General features: G+C 74.4%; 12 protein-coding genes. 9 read left to right on the forward strand and 3 right to left on the reverse strand.

What is annotated here, in order from left to right:
* Positions 1 to 61: 61 nt before the first annotated feature.
* Positions 62 to 1468: an alpha/beta hydrolase gene (locus CF165_RS30485; protein ID WP_093951041.1), complete on the forward strand. Its 1407-nt coding sequence runs from the start codon at positions 62 to 64 to the stop codon at positions 1466 to 1468.
* Here CF165_RS30485 and CF165_RS30490 read toward each other — a convergent pair.
* Positions 1449 to 2228, reverse strand: a complete 780-nt coding sequence (locus tag CF165_RS30490; protein ID WP_093951042.1) for a Pvc16 family protein — start codon at positions 2226 to 2228, stop codon at positions 1449 to 1451. The two genes, CF165_RS30485 and CF165_RS30490, sit on opposite strands and share 20 nt — an antisense overlap.
* A complete protein-coding gene (locus CF165_RS30495; RefSeq protein ID WP_240521869.1) occupies positions 2212 to 4161 on the reverse strand; it encodes an ATP-binding protein in 1950 nt (649 codons plus the stop codon). The genes CF165_RS30490 and CF165_RS30495 overlap by 17 nt, the downstream gene beginning before the upstream one ends.
* Before the next feature lie 119 nt (positions 4162 to 4280).
* Between CF165_RS30495 and CF165_RS51310 the strand changes: the two genes are divergently transcribed.
* Genes CF165_RS51310 through CF165_RS30520 form a run of 5 tightly spaced genes read left to right on the forward strand, consistent with a single transcriptional unit; the run spans position 4281 to position 15942 of the window.
* Entirely contained in the window at positions 4281 to 5762 is a 1482-nt protein-coding gene (locus tag CF165_RS51310) for an NlpC/P60 family protein (RefSeq protein ID WP_158226848.1), read from the forward strand.
* Positions 5763 to 5764: 2 nt separating this feature from the next.
* A complete protein-coding gene (locus CF165_RS30505) occupies positions 5765 to 7573 on the forward strand; it encodes a dynamin family protein (protein WP_093951044.1) in 1809 nt (602 codons plus the stop codon).
* Positions 7570 to 9111, forward strand: a complete 1542-nt coding sequence (locus CF165_RS30510) for a GTPase (protein WP_093951045.1) — start codon at positions 7570 to 7572, stop codon at positions 9109 to 9111. The genes CF165_RS30505 and CF165_RS30510 overlap by 4 nt, the downstream gene beginning before the upstream one ends.
* The gene (locus tag CF165_RS52130) at positions 9108 to 13652 is read left to right on the forward strand and encodes an eCIS core domain-containing protein (protein ID WP_205661011.1); all 4545 of its coding nucleotides are present in this window, start codon (positions 9108 to 9110) and stop codon (positions 13650 to 13652) included. The genes CF165_RS30510 and CF165_RS52130 overlap by 4 nt, the downstream gene beginning before the upstream one ends.
* 22 nt (positions 13653 to 13674) lie before the next feature.
* On the forward strand, positions 13675 to 15942 hold the full coding sequence (locus CF165_RS30520) for an eCIS core domain-containing protein (protein WP_093951046.1): 2268 nt from the start codon (positions 13675 to 13677) through the stop codon (positions 15940 to 15942).
* A gap of 6 nt (positions 15943 to 15948) precedes the next feature.
* On the opposite strand, the gene CF165_RS30525 is transcribed toward CF165_RS30520, so the two are convergent.
* Positions 15949 to 18279 (reverse strand): Hsp70 family protein, encoded by a 2331-nt coding sequence (locus CF165_RS30525; protein ID WP_158226849.1) that lies wholly within the window; start codon positions 18277 to 18279, stop codon positions 15949 to 15951.
* A gap of 148 nt (positions 18280 to 18427) precedes the next feature.
* Here CF165_RS30525 and CF165_RS30530 point away from each other — a divergent pair, with 148 nt between their 5' ends.
* The 3 genes from CF165_RS30530 to CF165_RS30540 are packed head-to-tail and all read left to right on the forward strand — an operon-like array spanning position 18428 to position 22938.
* Positions 18428 to 19408 (forward strand): AAA family ATPase, encoded by a 981-nt coding sequence (locus tag CF165_RS30530; protein ID WP_020647192.1) that lies wholly within the window; start codon positions 18428 to 18430, stop codon positions 19406 to 19408.
* A gap of 6 nt (positions 19409 to 19414) precedes the next feature.
* Complete coding sequence (locus CF165_RS30535; protein ID WP_093951048.1) at positions 19415 to 20563, forward strand: DUF58 domain-containing protein; 1149 nt, start codon at positions 19415 to 19417, stop codon at positions 20561 to 20563.
* The gene (locus tag CF165_RS30540; protein ID WP_093951049.1) at positions 20560 to 22938 is read left to right on the forward strand and encodes a transglutaminase TgpA family protein; all 2379 of its coding nucleotides are present in this window, start codon (positions 20560 to 20562) and stop codon (positions 22936 to 22938) included. The genes CF165_RS30535 and CF165_RS30540 overlap by 4 nt, the downstream gene beginning before the upstream one ends.
* Positions 22939 to 22944 lie beyond the last annotated feature (6 nt).

A 22944-nucleotide genomic window follows, 5' to 3' on the forward strand; every position in this document is an offset into this window, starting at 1 on the left:
GGCTTGTGGTCCGGACCGCGGGCCCCCTACGGTGGGGCCGGGTCGACGCGGGGAGGGCACTGTGCGGGTTTTCGGGGCGGTCCTGGTGAGCGCTTTCCTCCTGGCCGGCGGCACACCCGCCCTGGCGGCCACCGATTGGTCGCCGTCACCGATCGCCTGGACGGCCTGCCCCGACGACCCGGACAGTCCCCAGCCGCCGGACGGCGAGTGCGGCACACTGCGGGTGCCCCTGGACTGGGACCGCCCGTGGGGACCCACCATCGACCTCGCGGTCGCCCGGCACCGGGCCACCGATCCCGCGCACCGGCTCGGCGTGCTCGTGGCCGACGCCGGCGGCCCCGGCAGTTCGGGCGCGGAGTTCGCGCTGGCCTCGGGCTACTTCAGCCCGGAGGTCCGCGCCCGGTTCGACGTCGTGGGCTTCGACCTGCGCGGGACCGGCCGCAGCTCGTTCATCCGGTGCGAGGACGGCGCCGCCCCGCCGAACGACGAACCCGCCGACCGTGCGGAGTTCGAGACCCTGCGCCGGTACAGCCGGCAGGCGATCGCCGACTGCCGCGCCCGCAACCTGCCGGTCTTCGACCACGCCGACACCGCCGTCAACGCCCAGGACCTGGACGCCGTCCGCCGTGCCCTCGGCGAAGACAAGATCAGCTTCCATGGCATCTCCTACGGCACGCTGCTCGGCCAGCAGTACGCCGAAAAGCACGGTGACCGGGTCCGGGCGATGGTGCTGGACAGCAGCATCGACCACAGCGCGGACGTCCGGCGCTTCATGGGCGACCGGGCCACCGCCGCGGACCAGCTGTTCCGGCAGTTCGCCGCGTGGTGCGACCGGACCACGACCTGCGCGCTGCACGGCCGGGACGTCGTGGCCACCTGGGAGCAGGCGCTCGCCGTCGCCGACGGGATGCCGATGCCGCGCAACTGGTTGCCGGACCGGGTGTTCTCGGACATGTACGGCCCGAACTGGGACGACGTGGCCCAGGTGATCGCCGAAACCGTGGCCGGCCGGGCGCCGGTGACGGCCCAGTTCGAGTACAACTACCGGTCGATCCGGCTGGCCGTCGTCTGCCAGGACTTCGACCTCCGGATCGGGACCTTCGCCCAGTACTCCGCGTTGCACGCCGAAGAGCTGCGCCGGGCCCCGCTCATGCGAGGCCGCACGATCGGCCACGAGGAAGCCACCACGTGCCTCGGACTCCCCGGGCCGCCCGCGAACCCGCCGCACCGGCTGAACATCCCGCGCGCGCCGCGAATCCTGCTGTTGAACGCCCGGTACGACCCGGCGACCCCGCATCCCTGGGCGGAGAACATCCACCGCCAGGCACCGGCGAACACCACCCTGGTGACCTACGAAGGCTCCGGGCACAGCATCTACCCGCGGACCACCTGCACCAGGGCGGCCGTGGACCGCTACCTGCTGACGCTGGAGGCGCCCCGCCGCGACGTCAGCTGCCCGGAGGCCTGATCCCCGGCGCCGGGCCGGTCTCCTCGACCTTCCCCTGCCGCTGCCCGTCGACCGCCAGCTCGTCGCCGACTTCCGCGGCGACGACGAAGGTCCCGTCCTCGCCCACCGTGGTGGCGCCACGCGGGGTCGAGACGACGGTGCCGGGTGCGGCGGCGCTGTGGCCGCCGACGAACAGGCGGTTCTCGGGTGCCGAGCCGGTCGGTGTCACGGCGACCTGGTACCGCTCCACCGGCTCGCCAACCGGGACGAGCAGCGCACTGTCCACAGTGGCCGTCACGGTGATGTCGAGTCCCGGCTTGAGCTGGCCACCCAGTGCCGACCAGAAGTCCGAGTTGTCCCGGCCGTCGCCCGCGCCGACCTCGATCGACGGCAGCGGCCGCACGGCCTGGTAGGCCCCGCGCAGGTAGCGGCTCTCCAGCTCCGGGTGCCGCAGGAACACCGCGAGGGCGTCGCCCAGCAGCGAGTGCTCGTCCCGGATGTCGGAGGTCCACGCGGTGACCAGGTACCGGCAGTCCACCCGCGGCAGCCTCACCCGCCGGTACCGCGCCCCGTCGGCGCCGGCGACCGTCTCCACGCCGAACTCACGGTCGCCGAGGTTGCGCCGCACGTCCCACAGGTAGAGGTTCAGCGTCGGCCGGGACACCTTGGCGGCCCAGTCCTTGTCCGGCGCGGCGAAGGCGACGTCGACCTCCCGCTTGGCCACCGGGACGACGGTGGCGCGCAGGAACTCCTCCAGCGACTCGTCAAGCAGGTGCAGCATCGTCGTCCCCGTTCACCAGTGGGAAGTACGGGCCGAACTCGGCCTCCGTCCGCAGCCGGCCCAGTTTCTGGAACTCGCGCTTGAGGGCCAGCGCCACACGGTCCATCGTCACGGCCGCGCCGTCCTCGGCGGCGAGGAACGCCGCGCCGAGCGCCGCGTTGCGGATCACCCCGCCGGTGACGCGGAACTGCCGGGCGAGGAAGTCGAAGTCGAGCCGCTCGCCCAGCGGCGCGCCGGCCGGGAAGGCGCGCTCCCAGATCAGCCGTCGCCGCCGCTCGTCCGGGGGTTCGAAGTCCACCGCCACCGAGATCCGCCGCAGGAACGCGTCGTCGATGTTGCGCTGCAGGTTGGTGGCGAGGACGACCAGCCCTTGGTAGGCCTCCAGGCGTTGCAGCAGGTAGGCGACCTCGATGTTGGCGTACCGGTCGTGCGCGTCGGAGACCTCCGAGCGCTTGCCGAACAGCGCGTCGGCCTCGTCGAAGAACAGCACGAGGTCCCCGGCGGACGCGGCACCGAAGATCCGCTCGAGGTTCTTCTCCGTCTCGCCGATGTACTTGCTCACCACCGACGACAAGTCGACTTTGTACAGGTCGAGCCCGAGCCGTCCGGCCACGATCTCCGCGGCGAGCGTCTTGCCGGTGCCGGACGGGCCGGCGAACAGCGCGACCACCCCCGCCGCGGCCACCGGCGCGAAACCCCATTCGTCGTAGACGATCCGCCGCAGCCGGAACCGCGCGACGAGTTCGTCCAGCTGCGCCGTCCGGTCGTCGGGGAGCACGAGGTCCTCGGGCCGCCGCCGCGGGCGGATGCGGACCGCGAGGCCGTCGAGGTGCCCGCCGGCCAACCGCCGCACGCCCGCCTCGAGCCGCGCGGGATCGCCGCCCGCGGCCGCGCCGACCAGCCGGATCTGGTCGCGGCTCAGCAGGTACGCGGGTTCGGGTGGGGTACCGAAAGCCGTTTGCCAGTCGGCCTCGTCCGCCGCGGCCGACTCGAGCCGCAGTTCGGTCCATGACCGGTCCGGCAGCGTGTCCAGGGCCAGTTCGCCCGCCGAGCCGAGCACCCAGTCCAGGTGCGCGGCGCGGTCGATCCGGTCGGCGGCGGCGGGGGTGAGCGGGGCGGTCAGCTCCAGGAAGACGGCACGGCCACCCAGCCCGGCTTCGCGCACCACGGCGGCCCACTCCGCGTCGTTCGCGGGCAGGGGCGACACGAGGAAGGGCTTGTGCGGCAAGGCTTTCCTGGCCGCCGCCAGCCGGCTGGCGGCGTCCGCGCCGGCGACCAGGAGCAGGTGCGGCCGCGCCGGAACGCCGTCGTCGCCCGACGCGGCCAGGCGCCGGACGCCCGGCGGCAGCGCGGGGTCGGCGGAGTCGTCGCCGGTCAGGGCCCACAGGACCCGGGCGGCGGGCCAGCACATCCGCGTCGCCCACGGTCCTTCGGCGCCGGACTCGGCGAGTTCGGCCCGGCGCAGCGGGGCGTCCGGGGCCAGCGCCCGGGCGCCGCCGCCGAGCAGCCGGCCCAGGCTCGCCAGGGTGAGCCGCGGCAGCTGGACATTGTCCTGAAAATAGGCCACCAACCGCATCCGGTGCGGTGAACATTCCACCGCGGCGAGCAGGGCGAGGGTTTGCGCCGACAATTCGCCGAGTTGCGCGTGCCGCACGATTCCGGCGAAGACGGACGTGCCGGTCAGGTATTCGGAGAATTGCTGACGGGCTGCGGTCAGTCCCGGTTCGAGCTGCCGGTCCAGGGCCTCGGCCCGTTCCGCGGGCGGCCCCGAAATCCCCGGCAGAGCACGCAGAATACGGTCGACTTCTTCGGAAACCACGTAGAGACCGGCGAAATCGTGCGGCAGCAGCCCTTCCCCGAGCCGGCACAGGAGCGCTTCGCGTTGCAGCAGGACGTCGGCCATGAGCTGCCACGGCGGGGCTTCCTCTGCCACGTCACCCCCTGTCGGTCCGCCTCGAACCTAGCACCGGCCCCGCCCGCCGTCCGCGATTCCCGCCCCTTCGGGCGCGCGAAACGCCACCACGACGCGATCGGCCACCCTAGTATGGGGTCGTGGCGCGATTTACGGCCGAGCAGATTTACGCGTTCGCCCGCGAAGCCGGTTTTTCCCCGGATCGCGCCGCGACGATGACCGCGGTCGCCCTCGCGGAGTCCGGGGGCAACAGCGGGGCGCACAACCCCCACGGCGAGGACAGCCGTGGCCTGTGGCAGATCAACGTGCGCTCCCACGCCGCGCTCGGCCAAGGCGACCTCTACGACCCGCTCACGAACGCGAAGGCGGCGTTCGCGGTGTCTCACGGCGGCGCGGACATCTCGCCGTGGACCACCACGCACGGCGGGCTTTCCGCCCGGTACCTGCGGTATCGCGCGCAGGCCGAGGCGGCCGCGGTGGCGTACGGCGACGGCGATGGCCACGGCATGTGGACCGGCACGGCGGGCTACGGCGACCACGTCGGCGCCGGGTCGGCCGCGGGCGGCGGGAAACCGGCGGGCCCCGCGACCGGCGACGGCAGCGACGCCGTCGTCGTCTCGCACCCGGCCGCCGGCACCGGTCCGGCACCCGGTGCCCGCGCGGGCGAGGAGTACGGGATCCCGCTCGACGACCCCGATCCCGGCGACGGCGTGCACACCGCCGCCGCGACGAACGGGACGGGCGGGCGGGCCGGGCAGGAGTACGGCATCCCGCTCGGCGACGAGCCGCCGGCGTCCGGCTCGGCGTCCGGCGACCATACGGCGTCCGACCACCCGGCGTCCGACCACCCGGTGAGCGGCGGGGATCCGGCGAAGCTGCAGCGGTTCCTCGACGTCGCCGTGGCCCAGACCGGCGACCACTACGTCTGGGGCGCCCACGCCGGCATGAACGACCCCGACCCGACCGCGTTCGACTGCTCGGACCTGGTGCAGTGGGCGACCCACCAGGTCGGCGTCGACCTGCCCCGCACCGCGTGGGAGCAGTACGAGTTCCTGCACAAGCGGGGTTTCACGATCCCGATCGAGCAGGCGATCCACACGCCGGGCGCGCTGCTGTTCAGCTTCTCGTCCGATCCCGACAAGGGCCTCCCGGCGCACAACCACGTCGCGATCAGCCTCGGCAACGGCCGGACCATGGAGGCGAAGGGCACCCAGTACGGCGTCGGTTCCTGGGAGGCGAACACCCGGCGGTTCCAGTACGCCGTCGTGATTCCCGGCGTCTCGGACGGCCAGTCCGGCGGCCACCCGGCGCCCGCGCCCGCCGCGCACGCCGGGGACGACTTCCAGCACCACCTCGACACCGATCCCGCCGTGCTGGACGCCGACCCCGCGGTCGTGGCCGCCAGTCAGCAGCTCACCGCCGCCGAGCCGGCGCCACACGTTCCCGAAGAGCACTTCGAACCGGCCCCGGAACCCGAGCCGGACCACCTCAGCGGCACCCTCGACGACATCGACCACGACGGCGTCGACGATGCCCTGCACCACGCGGAACAGTGGTCCGCCCACTTCGACGACCACCACACCGACCCGGCGGACCACCACGACGTCTCCGGGGCGCACTGACCATGACCACCGCCGCGGACACCGCCGACCTGCTCACCCTGCTGGACGCCGCCGTCGGCGAAACCCGTTCGGCCGGGCGGGAAGACCTCGCCGGGAAGCTGGTCGCGTGCAAGCAGCGGCTGACCTCCGGCGCCTGGCACGTGCTCGTCGCGGGCGAGTTCAAGAAGGGCAAGAGCACACTGGTCAACGCGTTGCTCGGGGTCGAGGTGTGCGGGACCGACCCGGTGGTGTTCAGCGCGGTGCCCACGCTGGTGCGCCACGGCGAGCGGGCCGGCGCCACGCTGGTGCCCGACGCCGAGTCCGCCACCCCGAGGCCGGTGGACGTCCGGACGGCCGCCGAACACGGGCGCACCGGGCTCGCCGCGGACGGTACCCGGTTGCGCGCGGTCGAAGTCGCTCTCCCCCGGCAGGTTCTCGCCGACGGGCTGGTGCTGGCCGACACCCCGGGCCTCGGCGGCGGGTTCGCGGCGGCCGCCGCGGCCGCCACCATGCGGGCCCTCGCCCTGGCCGACGGGGTGATCATGGTGACCGACGCGTCGCAGGAGCTCACCGCCACCGAGGTCGAGTTCCTCCGGCACGCCGTCGAGGCGTGTCCCACGCTGCTCGTCGCGCTGACCAAGATCGACTTCTACCCGCACTGGCGGCGCATCCTCGACCTCGACCGCGAACACCTGCGCGCCGCGGGGATCGACGCGGAGATCGTCGCGGTGTCGGCACCGCTGCGCGAGCTGGCCGTCGCGACCGGGGATCCCGCGCTCAACGCGGAATCCGGGTACCCGGTCCTGGCCGACCGGCTGCGCGCCTGGCGTGCCGCGGAACGGTCGGCCAAGTCCGCACCGGCCGCCGCGGCCCTGGTCCGCACGGCGCTGCGGCAGGTCGCCGGTTCTCTCAGCGCCGAGCACAGCACGCTGACGCAGCCGGAACAGCGGCCGGAGACCGAACGCCGGGCCGAGCACGCGCAGCGGCGCGCGCAGGGGCTGGCGAGCCCGTCGTCGCGCTGGCTCAACACGATCACCGACCGGTTCGCCGACATCCAGGTGCGGATGGAAAGCGAGCTGGCCACCCGGACCCGGCAGCTGGAGGCCGAGCTGACCAAGGGCATCCGCGAAAGCGATCCCACCCGCGAGTGGGCCGGGATCGTGCCCCGGATCTACCGCCGCACCAACGAGGAGCTGACCGACGCACACGCGTCGCTGCTCCGCTCGATCGACGAGCTGGCCGAGGAGATCGGTGCCCTGTTCGACGCTTCGGCCGACGAGGTGGGCGCCCTCGGCGACCGCGCGGTGGCGCCGTCACGCGACCTCGAAATCGGCAGGCTCGGCGCGCGGGCGGGCAGCAAGCTGGAGGTCGGCATGCACGCCGCGCGCGGCTGGTCGCTGTCCAGCTCGGTGGTCACCACGCTGCTCGTCACGACGCTGCACCCCGGCCTGCTGATCGCGCTGCCGGTGACCGCGGTGCTGGGCAGCATCTTCGCCGTGAAAGCGGTGCGCAGCTACCGGAACACCCGGCTGGACGCGGCCCGCAACGAAGCCGTGCGGACCGTGGCGAACTACCTGAACCAGGCCCGCGCCGACGCCCACCGCGCGTCGCTGGATCTGATCCGGCACAGCCGCAGCCGCATCCGCGACTACTACCTCGACCAGGCCGCCGAGCTCGTGTCGGCGGTCAAGCACGAGCAGGCGGCGGTGTCCAGAGCAGCCCGCACGGCCGACAGCGAGGCGGCGACCCGCAGCGCGGCGGCGAAAGCCGAGTTGGACCGCGTCAACGCGCTCCTGGCCACCGCCGACCGGTTCGCCGGCGGTGCACGATGACACCGGGGCTGCCCGCGCAGGCGCGGTCGCTGCTCACCGAAGCCGCCCACGCCTACCGGGGGCGTCCGGCCGAAGCCCGGCTCGGGCAGGCCGTCCGGCAGCTGGCCGGGCCGCTGCGCGTGGCGCTGGCCGGGCGGGTGAAGGCCGGCAAGTCGACGCTGCTCAACGCGCTCGTCGGGGCGCGGGTGGCGGCCACCGACGCGGGCGAGTGCACGAAGATCGTCACCTGGTACCGGCACGGTCCGCAGCCGGCCGCGACCGCGTTCGGCCGGTCCGGGCCGCCGATCCCGCTGAAGGTCACCGACGACGGCGGGCACTGGCTCCTGGAGCTCGGCGGCCTGCGCGCCGAGGACCTCGACCGGGTGGAGGTCGTGCTGCCCTCGGCGTGGCTGAGCCGGATGATCCTGGTCGACACCCCCGGGATGGGTTCGCTGACCGAGTCGGCGGGCCGGCGCACCCAGGACCTGCTCGGCGAGACCGGCTCGGTGGACGCCGTGCTGTATCTGCTGCGGCACCTGCATTCGTCCGATGTGGACTTCCTGGACACGTTCCACGAGGCGGCGTCCGGCGGCGGCACCCCGGTCAACGCGGTGGGCGTGCTGTCCCGCGCCGACGAGCTCGGCGGCGGCGAACCCGGTGCGCTCGGCCACGCAGCGCGGGTCGCCGCCGGCTACCGCGCCGACCCCCGGATCCACAGCCTGGTGCACACGGTGCTGCCGGTCGCCGGGCTGCTCGCCGAGACGGCATCGACATTGTCCACTGAGGACTTCACCGCGCTGGCGGCGCTCGCCGCCGCCGGCGAGCCCACGACCCGGCCGCTCCTGCTCTCGACGCGGCGGTTCACTTCGCCGGTGCGCGGCCTCGACGTCACCCCGGAGGCCCGGGAACGGCTGCTGGACCTGCTCGGGGTGTACGGTGTCCGGCTCAGCCTCGATCTCGTCCGCACCGAAGCGTCCACTGTGGAGGCATTGCGGACGGCGCTCGCGGAGCACAGCGGGCTCGGCGAGCTGCGCCGCCTCCTGCTCACCCAGTTCGCCGAGCGGCGTGACGTGCTCAAGGCCGACGGCGCGCTGAGGCTCGTCGAGGCGGTCTGCCGCGAGGACCCGATCCCGGCGGCGCCGCGGCTGCGCCAGGCCGTCGAACGGCTGCGCGCCAACGCTCACGAGCTCACCGAGCTGAGACTGCTCACCGACCTCCGCCTGGGCGCGGTCCCCGGCCCGCCGCCGGTGCTGGCGAAGATGGAACGCCTCCTGGGCGGCGAAGGCGCGGCACTCACCACGAGGCTGGGCCTGGCCCCGGACGCCCCGCCGTCGGCGGCCCGCGCGGCCCTGACGGAGCTGCACACGCACTGGCGGCGCATCGCCCAGAACCCGCTCACCGACCCGGCGCTGGCCCGGGCCGCCCAGGTGCTGCAGCGCACCTGCGAAGGTCTCGACGTCGGTGGTCCGCCGCCGCAGCCCTCGCGTCCGGAGCCGGTGGACGTCGAACGGACCGTGTCGCTGCGGGTGCCCCCGCGGCCGGGAGGGCCGCGCCCATGACCGAGCTGACCCGGCAGCTCGGGCCCGCGCGCCAGGCCGAGCCCGAGCAGGTACCCCACGTGCGCGGACCGCGGCAGGCGGCAGTGGGGAACGCGGCGCTCGGCCGTCTCTTCGGCGGTCCGGTCCCGGGCGGAGCCGAATTCACGGCCGGGGGCAACGCCGCGGCTTCCCGGCTGCTCGGTGCGCAGGTGCGGCGATGCGGTCCCGACCCGTGCTCCTGCACCGAAGACGAAGAACCGGAACTCCGGGTCCACCGCTCGGCCGTCGACGGGACCCAGGTCCGGCGATGCGGAGCAGGTCCGTGTTCCTGCGCCGACGAACCGGAGTACCCGGTCCGCCGGTCGGGCACCGGGCCGGCCGGGCCGTCGCCCGCGTTCCTCGGTGCTCTCGACCGCAGCGGGCCGGGTACCGCCCTGCCGGACGGGTTCCGCTCGGTCGCCGAGGACCGCTTCGGCGCGGACTTCGGCGCCGTGCGGCTGCACACCGACAGCGCCGCGGGAACAGCCTCCGAAGTCATCAGCGCCCGGGCGTTCACCGTCGGCGACGACGTCTACTTCGCCCGCGGCGAGTACCGGCCGGAGACCGTGCGCGGGCAGCGGCTGCTGGCGCACGAACTCACCCACGTCGTCCAGGGTGGCGGCCCGCGGGCGGCCGGGTCGTGGCTGAGCCACCCGGCCGACCCGGCCGAACGGGCCGCCGAAGCCGCCGCCGACGCCTTCCTGGCCGGCGGCACCGTGTCCACAGTGGACTCGTCACCCGCGCGAGTGCACCGCGACGGGCCGCCCGCACCGGACACCGCCGCGGCGCCCGCGATCATCACCGCCGTCCGCGGCGACGACGTCCCCGGGGTGGTCCGGCTGCTCGACGGGCACACCCGGCCCGAGCTGGCCGCCCTGCGCGGCACGGTCAACGCCGCGATCGGCACCCGGCTGGAGAGCTGGCTGTTCACCGGTGGCCCCGCGGCGATCCCGGACCTCGAAGGCTTCGGCGCGGTCCCGCAGGGCCCCGCACCCGAGGCCGAACACGGGATCCGGCTGCTGTGGCCCGCTCTTACGCTGGTCGAGCGGCTCCGGTTCTACGACGAAGGCTGGCGCGAGCTCGAACAGGCCCAGCTGGACGTGATCAGGGCGGCGAGCGCCGACGAACGGGCCGTGGCCCGCACCGACACCGCCGCGCTCGCGCCGGTCTACGCCGCCATGGAGCCGAAGGAGGAGTTCCAGGCGCGGTCGCTGATCGACCCGACGCCGGACGGCCGGTACGCCGCGGCGGAACAGCTGCTGCGCCGCGCCCCGGGCGTGTTCCACGACGAAGAGGACGCGGTCTTCGACTCGCTGATGGACCTCTCCCCCGCCCAGCGCCGTCAGTTCTACACCGCCCACGAACCGGCGATCTCCAGCCTGATGAGCGACTCCCGGCGCGACCTGCTGCGCAACCTTGCCTACGGCAGCGAGGCCGACGCGCTCATCGCCCGGTTGCGCGAAGCCACCGAAGGCCGCAGCGATGACATGGCGGCCGTTCAGGACGTCGTCGACCGCGCCGTCCGGCTCTTCCAGGAACGCGGCACGCTGCGCGCGTCACTGCAGGCAGGAGCCCTGCCCCCGGCCGACCGGGCCACGGTCGAGACCCGGCTGCGCGAACTCGACGACCTCGACAAGCTGCTGCGGTTCGACCGCGGCAGCGACGGCACGCTGGACGCCACGGGCTTCCTCGGCCGGCTGGCCGATGCCCGGGGCGACGCGGGCGCGTTCGCCGCCGACGCGCAGCGGCTCGGCCAGTTCGCCAGCCCCGCGGAGGCGCGACGGCAGGCGTTCGAGACCGCCAAGCAGCGCGTCCTCTTGGCCGACGGCGACGTCGACACCCTCCGCGCCGCGCTGATCGGCTTGCACGCGCCGCGCACCACCGCGCCCGGGCCCGGCGGGCCGTCGGCCGCCGACCAAGCCGAGGACGAGCGGCTCCGCCGTGAACTGCTGGCCGATCCGGCGGTGGCCGCGGTCATCGACGGACTGACTCCGTACCAGCGGATGCGGGTGACCGACGCCGTCACCGCCGACGCGTTCGTCGAGACGCTGGGCCACCTCAACGACGCGTTGCAGGGCGGGCAGTGGGGTCCGTTCTTCGTGGAGCTGGTGCGCATCGCGCGCAACCCCGCCTGGCGGGCCCGGTACCAGGCCACCGCGCCCGACCCTTTCGGCGTCTACGCGCAGGTCCACGGCGACCAGCGCGCGATCATGGAGACGATCCTCGCCGATCCCGCGCACATCCCGCTGCGCGCGCTGCTGGCGTTCACCGGCGACGCCGACGTCCTGGCCGCGGCCGCGTCCGAGCTCACCGACGACCAACGCGGGCAGCTGCGCACGGGGTACCTGCTGGTCACCGAGCCGCCGATCGGGCCGCCGACGGAGGCCGAAGCCGCCGCGGTCACCGCGTACCACGAGTTCGAAGCTCAGCTGCGCTCGTCCCAGACGACCCTGCGGGTCTTCTTCGACGACGCCGGTTACCAGCGTGTCCTGTGGGCGGTGCTCGGCAGCGACCCGACCCGCGACGAAATGGCCACCGGCGGAGGCCGGTTCCGCGCCGCCGAGCTGATGTACCGGCAGCAGCAGGCCACGCTGGGCCTGGACCGCGGCGCGGCCGCCGGGTTCACGGAGGCCGACGAGACGATGGTGGCCGCCGGACGCGAGTTCGCCGCCCGGTTCGAGCCGCTCCGGGCCGCCCGTACACTGTCCACTGTGGACTTCGCGGCGCTGGCCGCCCTGCACGACCGGTTCACCGGCCGGGCGGGCGAGTTCGAGCAGGCGAGCAACACCGTGGGCGAGCTGGCGGGCATGATCGCGGCGACGGTCGCGGGGGTCGTCGTGATCGCCGCGACCGGCGGCGCCGCGACACCGGGCGTGGTCGCGCTCGCCGCGGCTGCGGGCGCCGGCTCCCGCGTGATCACCCGGGAGATGATCGGCGGCGACTTCTACACCGCCGCGTCCGCCACCGGCGCCCGGGACGCGCTGCTCGGCGCGGTCGACGCGGCGCTGGCGGTGGTCGGCGCCTCCCTGGCCGCCCGCGGCGCGCAGCTGCTGGGCGTCGGCGGGCACGCGCTGACCAGCGGCGCCGCCCGCGTCGCCGGAGCCGTCGCGGAGGAGGCCAGCGGTGCCGCGGTCGAAGCCGGCTCGTCGCTGGCCAGGCGGGTCGCGGCCGGCGCCGTCGAGTCTGCTTTGGACGGTGCGTTCTCCGGCGCGGTGAGCGAAGCGTTCGGCACGATGACCGACGAGGCCACCTGGCGCCGCGGCGTCTGGTCCGGCCTGGTCCGGGTCGGCGAAGCGGCCTTGGTGGCCGGGTTGACGGGCCTGGCGACCGGCGGCCTCCTGGGCGCCGCGATGCCGCTGGCGGGCGCGGGCGCGGGCCGGCTGTGGAACGCCGTGGTCGGCCAGGGCATCGAGCGGAAGCTGGCCGACGCGGGCGCGTCGGCGCTGCTGGCGGACGCGCGCCGCGCGGCGCAGGCGGGGCAGACCGCGGAGGTCGACCGGCTGGTGGGGCAGCTGGAAAGCCACCTCACCGCCGACGAGGCCGGGGCACTGCGGCGGCAGCTCAACGCCGAACTGGGCGAGGCGCTGGGCCCGTCGGAGGCACGGCTGCTGGCCGAGAGCGCACGAGTCGAAGACGGTATCGCCCTGCTGCCGGAGCAGCTGGAAGCGGAGTTCGACGTGGTGCGGCGGAGTGAACCGCGGCCGAGCACCACGGCGGGGTACGTGGACGAGGTCGAGCTCGGCAACGGTCACACCTGGCGACGGCGGGAGGACGGCACCTGGTGCCGGTTCAGCACGCGAAGCCTGTGCGGCACCACGATCAACGGCGCTCCCGCGATGTCCGCGACCGCACTCGGGAACGTCACCGACCCCGCCCAGCTCCGGCGGATGCTCGACCGGCTGGACGACGAGCTCGACATCATCGCGAGCCACCCGGACGCCCCGGCCATGGCCGACGAGGCGACCGCCGTCCGGCGGCTGCTGGACGCGGGCGATCTCCCAGGGGCGGCGGACCGGTTCTCGCGGCTGCGCCGCCGCGTGGACATTTCCCTCAGCTCGGTGCACGAAGGCGCCCTGGAACGTCCCTTCGGCGGAGCCGAAGAGGGCCGGATGGGCACCCGGACGCCGGCCGGGCCGAGCGGCGGCGGGCACGCCGTGCACCTCGACGTCAACGCCCCGCCGGCCGGCGATCCGACGGGCAGCCGGCTGCTCGCGCACGTCCGGGACGCCTTGGAACGCTTCGAGCACGAGGGCTTCACGGACGCGCAACGGGCGGCCTTGCGCGACAACCCCCAGCTCGAAGCGGCGTATCGCGGCGCGCGGATCGACGAGTTCGCGAAGGCGGCCGTCGAACAGGATCCCGAGCTGCAGCACGTGATCGTCACGGGACTCTACGAGCCGGGGGCCGACTTCTACGACTCGCTCTCCAACCGGTGGTACGACATCACGACCGTCGCCGCTTGGAAGGACCACGTCACCAAGTACGGGGCGCACGGCAGCCGGCTCCCCACCGAGCGCCTGTGACACGGCCGGAAGGGACCGAATCATGAGCCGACAGCAACCGCGTGAGCGGGCTCGGACCGGCGCCGTCCCGGTACCGGCCGTGGAACCACGGCCGGTCCGGGTGGCTGCCGGGCCGGGGAACGGCGCGCTCGGCCGGCTGTACCGGTCCGCCGCCGGGGAAGCTCCGGCCGGGTTCGCCGAACGCCTTCCCACCGGCGGGCAGCCGCTCCCGGCCGGACAGCGGGACACCCTCGAAGCCGGGCTCGGGGCGTCGCTGGCCGACGTCCGGGTGCACACCGGGCCGGCCGCCGCGGGGTTGGCCCGGCAGGTCAATGCCCACGCCTTCACCGTCGGGACCGACATCTTCTTCGGGCGCGGGCACTACGATCCCGGCTCCGCCGCCGGGTACCGGCTGCTGGCCCACGAGGTCACACACACCCTGCAGCCGGCGGCTCCGACGTCCGGGACGCTGTCGGTCAGCTCTCCGGACCACCCCGCCGAACACGAGGCCGAACGCGTCGCCGGTCAGCTGGCCGCCGGACGGGACACCAGCGTCCACAGTGGACAACAAGCGGAGGTGCACCGCTTCTCCGGCTTCGAACACGAACAGCTCGGCGACGCGACGTATGCCGACATCGATCTCGGCGGCGGGGTGACCCTGACGTGGGGTGAGGTCGTCGCGCTGGCCGGGGACGAGTACGGCTCCGTCGGGGAACTGCAGGCCGCCGTCGCCACGCCCGACGGCAAAGCCCGGCTGCGGCACCGGCTCGAGCACGACGGCGTGCGCGGGCCCATCCCGGCCGGGCTGCCGGCACCGGCCGGCGACCAGGCGGGCAACAGCCGGTACATCGACCTCGCCATGCACAACATCGCGCACTTCGCCGGCGGCGGGACCGCGATCGACACCTGGCGCGGGCACCACGAAGCCGCGCTGGCGGCGGCGATGCAAGCCGGGATCGGCGGCAGCGAGCCGGGCTGGCAGACCGCCCAGCTGACCGAGGCGTTCGGCCAGCACTTCCTCACCGACTCCTTCTCCGCCGGGCACGTCCGCACGCCTCGCGCCGAGATCGTCGCCTGGTACCAGGACGACTTCACGCCGCGGGTGCTCCCGGCGTTCGTCGCCCACGTCCGCGAGCGGGTCACCCAGGCCCTCACCGACGACCTCGCGCGGCAGATGAACGCGCCGGCGTTCCTCGCGCGCGGCGAGTTCGACCTCATCCTGCGTGCCGTGCTGGCCTACCTCGACGACCGGATCCACGCACAGTTCGAGCCGCTGTTCGGGCTCGGCATCTCCGGCGCGATCAGCGGCACCCTGCACGACCACGACAACGAACGCGGGCTGTGGGTCGCCAGCGACGCGCACCCGGCGCCGTGGCAGGCGTTCGGCGACAGCAGGCTGGCCTGCAGCCCGACCAGCCGTGACCAGGCCGAACTCGCCGTGATCACCGCGCGGGAACAGCTGGTGCGGGCCCGCGCGCTCGGCGAACTCCGCGCGCGGGACCACGTGCGGCCCGCGGGCGACCCGCCCGGCGTCGTGCACTTCGCGTTCGACTCGGCCACGGTCGACGCGGGCGCGGCCACCGCCCTCGACCGCGCGGCGGACCACCTGACCGCGCACCCGGAAATCGTGCTCCGGATCGTCGGCCACACCTGCCCGCTGGGCACCGACCAGTACAACGACGCCCTGGGCGCGCGGCGGGCCGAGGCCGTGGCGACGTACCTGATGAACTGCGGTGTCGCGCCGCACCAGCTCGTCTCGGTGACGGCCGGGGAACACCAGCTCGTCTCCGCCGAGCAGGCCCAGTACCCGGCCGACCGGCGGGCGGAGCTGCAGTACGTGGCCACCGGCGAAGAACCACCCGACCTCGTCTGGGCCCAGCAGAAGCTCGTGGAGGAGTTCGGCACCCCGCCCTACGCGGCGATCGAGCGGTACGTGCCGCGGGAGGTGCCCGGCATGAACGATCCGCAGGAGGACTGGCACTGGGGCACGCTCACCGACGTCATGGCGTCCGAAGTGGACGCCTGGATCGCGCACTACGTCGCCGACGCCCGCACGCAGGCCGCCACCGCGCCCGAGCTCGCGGACCGGACCATCCCGGTGCCGGACCTGGGCCTGCCGCTCATCCCGGGTGCGCCGCCGATCACCGTGACTCCGGTTGTCGTCCACCCCCGCCCCGCGGTGCTCGCCCTGCTCGACGAGCTGATCGCGCACCCCACCGACTTCGTCGGCAAGCTGGTCGGCGTCCCGGCCGCGAACCGTTCGGCCCCGCCACCCGAGCCGCTGGTGCCGTGCGTCCCGCCCGGTCCGTGAACGGCCTCAGCCGGGGTGCGCCGTCCACAGTCCGGCGTCCACAGTGGAACCGGCACGGCCCGCGCCGGCGAGCAGCACACCGTCCTGAGTGGACAGCAGGCCGTAGACGTACAGCGGCGACGGCGTGCCCGTGACCGTCCAGGTGCGCCAGCCAGCACCGTCACGGCGGGTCCAGCACCCGGCCGCCGGCTGGTCCGCCGCCCCGACCGAGCCGCACGCGAGCACCGTGCCGTCGGCCTGCTGGGTGAGGCCGAGCAACGACGGCGAGCCGGGCGGGACCGACGCGTCGGATGTCCACGCGACACCGTCGGGGGACGTCCAGAGCGCCGGGCCGCGGCGCGCGCCGGTCAGGGCCGACCCGGCCGCGAGGAACCGGCCGTCCGCCGTCCGGATCAGCCGGGTGATCGTCTGCGGGCCCGGGCCGCCGAGCCCGGTGGCCGGCAGCCGGTCCCACGTTTTCCCGTCCGCGGAAGCGAAGATCGCGACGTCGCCGTCGACCGGGTCGCCGCCGCGGTCGACGGCGGCCGCGTACAGCTTCCCGTCGCCGCCCGCCGTGATCGCGGTCAGCTCGGTGACCCCGCCGCCGGGGACGAACGATCCGCCCGCGGGCTGCAGCTGCCACTGCTCGCCGGTCGCCGAGAGCCACACCGCCGGACGCCGGTCGCGGCCGCTGCCCGTCCAGCCCACCGCGACCACGCCCGGACCGGAAGCCACGACGTCGGCCAGCGCCGCCTGCCCGTCTCCCGGCGGCGTCACCGCGGCCACCGCGGCTCCGGGACGGCGCAGCCACGCCCGCGGCTTCTGGTCGGCGGACAATCCCACCGCCACCAGCGTCCCGGACGGCAGCCGCGTCACCGCGCGCATGACGTCCGCACCGTCCGGCGGGACGACCAGTTCTCCGGACAGCTCCAGGGTGCTCGCCGCCGTGGCACTCGGCCCGCCCGGTGCCGGACGGACCGCCTTCGGCGCGGCGTCGCCCGCCGGGCGCGTGACGAAGAACGCCACGGCCGCGACGACCCCCAGCACCAGGACGGTCACCAGGACGGCGACCAGCCTGCCGTGCCCCTTCGCCGGAACACCGGTGCTCCCCCGGGTACGCAGCACCTCCCGCGGGGCGGCGGTGCCCGGGGGGACCAGCACCACCGGCACCGGCACGTCGGGAGCGCCGGTCAGCCCGGTGCGGACCAGGTCGACCGGCGCGCTCACTTCCGCACGGCCCGGCACCGGCTGTCGAAGCCGCGGAGGCGGCCCGGGGATCGCCACGGGCGGGCCGGCGACCCGGGGCGCCGCGGCGATCGCGGCACCGAGGCTGACGGTGTACTTCGGGTGCGCGTCCACCGCCACGCGGATGCCCAGCTCGGCCGACAACAACTTGCGCACCAACGGGATCCGGCTCGAGCCGCCGACCAGCAGCACCGCGTGCAGGTCGGACGGCGCGACGCCGGCGCGGCGCACCACCTGGCCGAACACCCCGACCGTGCCCTCCAGCCGGGTCCGGATCAGGTCCTCGAACTCGGCCCGCGTGATCAGCACCTGGCGGGTGATTCCCGGCAGCACCACCGGAACCCGCACCTCGATGTCCGCGGACAGGGCCTCCTTGGCCTCCACCACCGACGCGAACAGCTGCGCCAGCGCCGAGGCGGCCGCGCCGTCGCCCGGGTCGAACCGCGCCGGGTCCACGCCAGCGTTCGCGCAGACCCGCCGGAACAGCGCGTGGTCGAAGTCGATCCCGCCGATCCGGTCGTCGCCACCCGGCTCGCCGTGGATCTGCACGCTGTCGGCGGTCTTGCGGACCACGCTCGCGTCGAACGTGCCGCCGCCGAAGTCGTAGATGGCGATCAGGGCACCGGGTTCGACGCGTTCCTGCGCCGCGTACCAGGTCGCCGCGGCCACCGGTTCCGGCAGCAGCCCGACGTCGGTCAGCCCGGCGGCCCGCGACGCCTCCGCTAGCCGCCGCTTCCGGTAGTCGCCCCATTCCGCCGGATGGGTCAGCACCACGTGTCCCGGTGGTCCGCCGCGCTGCTCGGAAACGCGTTCGACGACCGTCCGCAGCACGCGCCCGGTCAGTTCGTGCACCGGGAACCGGCGGCCGCCGACCAGCACCGGGACGTCGTCGCCCATGCGGCGCTTGAACTCCCGCGCCATCCGGTCCGGTTCGAGCACGCCCCGGCGGGCCGCCGCCTCGCCCACCAGCACCGCGCCGTCCTCGCGGAGGAAGAGCACCGACGGCACCGCGTTCGCCCGGTCGCCGAGCGGCACGGTCTGCGCCCGCCCGTCGTGCCACAGCGCGGCTGCCGTATACGTGGTCCCGACGTCGATACCGAGGGGATAGCTCACCGGCCAACCGTACTGGGGAGGCCCCGCGGTCCCCCGGCCGACGTCAAATTGATATTCGGCGGAACGAACCTTAGCCCGAACGGGCATGGACGGCCGCCGGAAAACGAGTAACCTTCTGCTCCGGTACACCCGCAACCTGGGGGAGCGAATGACCTACAGCACTGACCTCGGGGAACGGGTCGGCTGGGTTCAGCGGCGCTGCAACGATCTTGTCCGCAACATCGAGCATTTCATCCACGGAAAGACGAACGTGGTGTGGAACGTCGTGGTCGGGCTGCTCGCCGAGGGGCATATTCTTGTCGAAGACGTTCCGGGTGTCGCCAAAACTTCACTGGCGAAGGCCGTGGCCCATTCCATCAGCGGGACGATGCACCGTATTCAGTTCACTCCGGACCTGCTGCCCTCGGACGTCACCGGGGTGCAGATCTACGACTCGGAAAAGCGGGAATTCCAGTTCCGCGAGGGGCCGGTGTTCGCCAACATCGTGCTGGGCGACGAGATCAACCGCGCCTCCCCCAAGACCCAGTCCGCGCTGCTGGAGGCGATGGCCGAGCGCCAGGTGACCGTCGACCGCGTCGCCTACGCCCTGCCCCGCCCCAACTTCGTGATCGCCACCCAGAACCCGGTCGACCAGCAGGGCACCTACTCACTGCCGGAAGCGCAGCTCGACCGGTTCATGATGCTGCTGCGGATCGGCTACCCCAGCCCGGAGCACGAGGTGCGGATCGTCGCCGACGCCGTCGCCCGCCGGCTGCCCGAACAGCTGCGGCCGGTCACGACCGTCGAAGAGATGCAGCAGATGATCGACGTCGTGCGCGGGGTGTACGTGGCGCCGGCGTTGCAGGCCTTCATCGTCACGATCACCAACGCCACCCGCACCATCCCGCAGCTCAAGCTCGGCGCGAGCCCGCGCGCGAGCAACGCGCTCGCGGCCGCCTCGCAGGCGCGTGCCGCCGTCGACGGCCGCCCGTTCGTCACCGCCGACGACGTCAAGCAGATGGCGAAGGCGGTGCTGTGCCACCGGTTGATGCTGACGCCGGAGGCGGCGGTGCAGGAGTTCACCGCCGACGGCATCGTGGACCGCATCCTGGCGGCCGTGCCGGTGCCGCAGTCCCCGGCCGGTGTGTGACGCGCGATGCCCACCGGATCGGGACTCCTGCTCGCCGCCACCGCGGTCGTGCTGCTCGGGCTCGGCTGGCTCGCCGACTACCCGGAACTGGTCGCCGTCGGGTTCGCCTGCCTGGCCGCGCTGCTGCTCGCGGCCGCGTGGATGCTGCTGCGCCCGGACCTGGCCGCGGTCCGCGACGTCCGCCCGCAGCGGGTGTCGCCGGGCGAAGAGGCGTTCGGCGTCCTCACGCTGACCAACGAGGCGCGGCGGCGCAGCCCGCCGATCCTCGCCGGCGAGACCGTCGCGGGACGGCGGCTGCAGGTGCCGGTGCCGAGCCTGCGGCCGGGGCAGGAGCACACCGCGAACTACCCGCTGCCGACCGGGAAACGCGGCATCTACCAGGTCGGCCCGCTGACCATCGGGCACACCGACCCGCTGCGGCTGATGCAGGTCGGCAAGACCTACTCGACTTATTCCACCTTGTACGTCCACCCGAAACTGCACCGGGTGGAACCGGTGCCCACCGGGCAGACGCGCGACATGGACGGCCCGACGTCGAGCTACGCGCCGCAGGGCGGGGTGGCGTTCCACAGCCTGCGCGAGTACGTGCCGGGCGACGACTACCGGCTGATCCACTGGAAGTCGACCGCGCGGACCGGCGCGCTCATGGTGCGGCACAACGTCGTGCCGAACCAGCCGCGGCTGCTGGTGGTGCTCGACACCAGCCCGGCGGGCTACACGGACAACACCTTCGAATACGCCGTCAGCGCCGCCGCGTCGCTGGCCGTGGCGGCGATGCGCGGCGGGTTCCCCCTGGAACTGCGCACCACGGCGGGCGGCGCGGTCGCCAGCGACGCGCGGGGCGACGGCGTGCTCGCGGCGATGGACCTGCTTTCCGCCGCCGAACGCTCGCCCGATGATCCCGGCCTGGCCGCACTCCCGGCCATGGTGACCCTCGACGACAGCGTCTCGCTCGGCGTGGTGACCGGCGAGCCCGACCCGCGCACGCTCAGCGTGCTGCCCGTCGTCCGGCGGCACTTCCTGATGGCCAGCCTGATCCAGTTCTCCGAACGGCCCGAGGCCTGGTCCACCGGGCTGCCGGGGATCGTGACGCTGATGGCGCACAGCGTCGAGGAGTTCGTGCAGGCCTGGAACAAGCTGACGCGGACGTCATGACGACCGGCCGGACCACGCCCGTCCACATCCGCGAGGAGACCGTCCCGCGGGGCGAGACCTCCGACGGCGGCCGGATCACCCAGACCGTGGAAGCCGCCAAGACCGCGCTCGCCGACGACGGCCGGCGTCCGGCCCGGCCCCGGTCGTCCGCCGTGGAACGCGTGTTGCGCGCGGCGGCCTACCCGCAGCTGGTCCTCGCCGCCGTCGCCGTGGCCACCACCTGCCTGCCCTACCTGTCCTTCTTCGGCGGCCTGGACTTCCTGATCGCCCTGCTCGTCGCGGCGGGCGGCGGGGTGCTGACCGCCGGGATCGCCGGGGCCCGGCGGCTGCGGACGCTGCCGACACTGTCGGCCTGCCTGCTGGCTTTCCTGCCGGTCGCGGTGTTCGCGGTCGGGCACACCACCCTGCGGCACGGCGTGCCCACGGGGGAAACGCTGCGCGGCCTCGGCACCGGGCTGACGTCGGGCTGGGCGCGGATGCTGAGCGTCACGCTGCCCGCCGACGCCACGCCCGAGCTGGTGTTCACCCCGGCGCTGCTGACCTGGATCGCCGCCACCGTCTCGGCGACGCTCGTGGTGCGCACGCGGTCCCTGCTGGCCCCGGCCGTCCCGCCGCTGCTGACCTTCGCCGCCGCGCTGCTGTTCACCGCCGGCCACCCGCTCGGCGGTTTCCTACCGGTGGGCGCGTTCCTGGTCTCGGTGCTCACCCTCGTCCTGGCCCGCGCCGGCGCGGCCGATCCGGCCGCGCGCATCGCCGACACCCGGGCCGCGTGGGGCCGCTTCGCCTTCGGTGTGCCGGTCGTGCTCGTCGCGGTCGCCGCCGGGCTCGCCGGGATGCACTACCTCCCGCTCGCCACCGGGCAGCACCGGTTCGACCCGCGGACGGTGCTGCCGGTGCGGCTCGACATCGGGGACACGATCTCGCCGCTGGCCACGCTCAAGAGCCAGCTGCGCGCCCCCGCCCACGACCTGTTCACGGTGCGCTTCACCGGCGACCCGGCCGGCGTGGACCGCGTCCGCACCGCCGCGCTGGACGACTACGACGGCGCGCTCTGGGCGGCGCACGACCGGTTCCTCCTGGCCGGGAAGAGCCTGCCGGCGAGCGACACCCTGACCGCGCCGCGCCAGGTGTCGCTCAGCGTGCGGATCAGCGGGCTGACCGGGCCCTACCTGCCGGAAGCCGGCGAACCGGTCCGCACCACCGCGCCGCGCGTGGGCTACAGCGCCGAGTCCGGGGTGCTGGCCACGGACGCGCCGACGTTGTCCGGCCTCGCCTACGACCTCGTCGCCCAGGTCGGCCGCAAGGACGGGCTGGAGCACGCGGTGCCCGCCGCCGACGACGGCCACGACTCGGCGCTGCCGCCCGGGCTCCCGCCGGAACTGCAGGAGCAGGCCGCGGCACTGGCCGGCGCCGTCGACGAACCGTGGGCCAAGCTCATGGCCATGCAGGAGCGCCTGCGCCGGCTGCCCTACAGCCTCGACGCACGGCCCGGCCACTCCTACGACGCGCTGCGGCGGCTCTTCGGCGCCAACCCCGCCGACCAGGTCGGCTACGCCGAGCAGTTCGCCGCCGCGTTCGCCGTGCTGGCCCGCTCGCAGGGGTTCCCGACCCGGGTGGCGGTCGGCTACCTGCTGAACCCCGCGCGGCTCAAGGACGGCACCTACACGGTCACCTCGGCCGACGCGCACGCCTGGCCGGAGGTGCACCTGGCCGGCTACGGCTGGGTGGCGTTCGACCCCACGGACCCGCTGCGGCACGGCGGGGTCGCGCCGAAGCAGCCGGACACGCCGCCGGCCGGGAACACCGCGAACGACCGGCCCGACGACCACGGCAAGGCGTCGCAGGTCGGCGTCGACCCCGGCCTGCCGAAGCTCGCCGGCGAGCGGCTGAGCGTGCTCGACTGGGCGTTGATCGTCCTCATCGGACTCGGCGCGCTGGTGCTGCTCACGCCGGTCGCGGTGGCCGTCGAGAAGGTCCGGCGGCGCCGGGCACGCCGGACCGGCAGCCGCGCCGCGCGGATCACCGGCGCGTGGCAGGAAACCACCGACCGGCTGACCGAGAACGGCGTGCGCGTCTCGGCGTCGTCGACCGCCGTCGAGGTCGCGCACCAGGCGGGCGAAGTGCTCGGCGAACGCGCCGGTGCCGTCGCGCTCCTGGCGCCGCTGGTCACCGCCGCGGTGTACAGCCCGGCGGAACCGGACGACACGGCGGTCGCCGAGGCCTGGGGCCTGGACGCCCGGCTGCGCCGCGAGCTGCGGGGCACGCGCGGGCCGTTCGTGGCGCTGCGGGCCTGGTTCGACCCGCGCCCGCTGTTCGACCGGCGGCGCGACGCCCGCCGCCGGCGGCGGGCGCTGGAAAAGCTGACGAGGGGATGACTTGGT

The organism is Amycolatopsis vastitatis, assembly GCF_002234595.1.
In the GTDB taxonomy this organism is placed as follows: Bacteria; Actinomycetota; Actinomycetes; order Mycobacteriales; family Pseudonocardiaceae; genus Amycolatopsis; species Amycolatopsis vastitatis.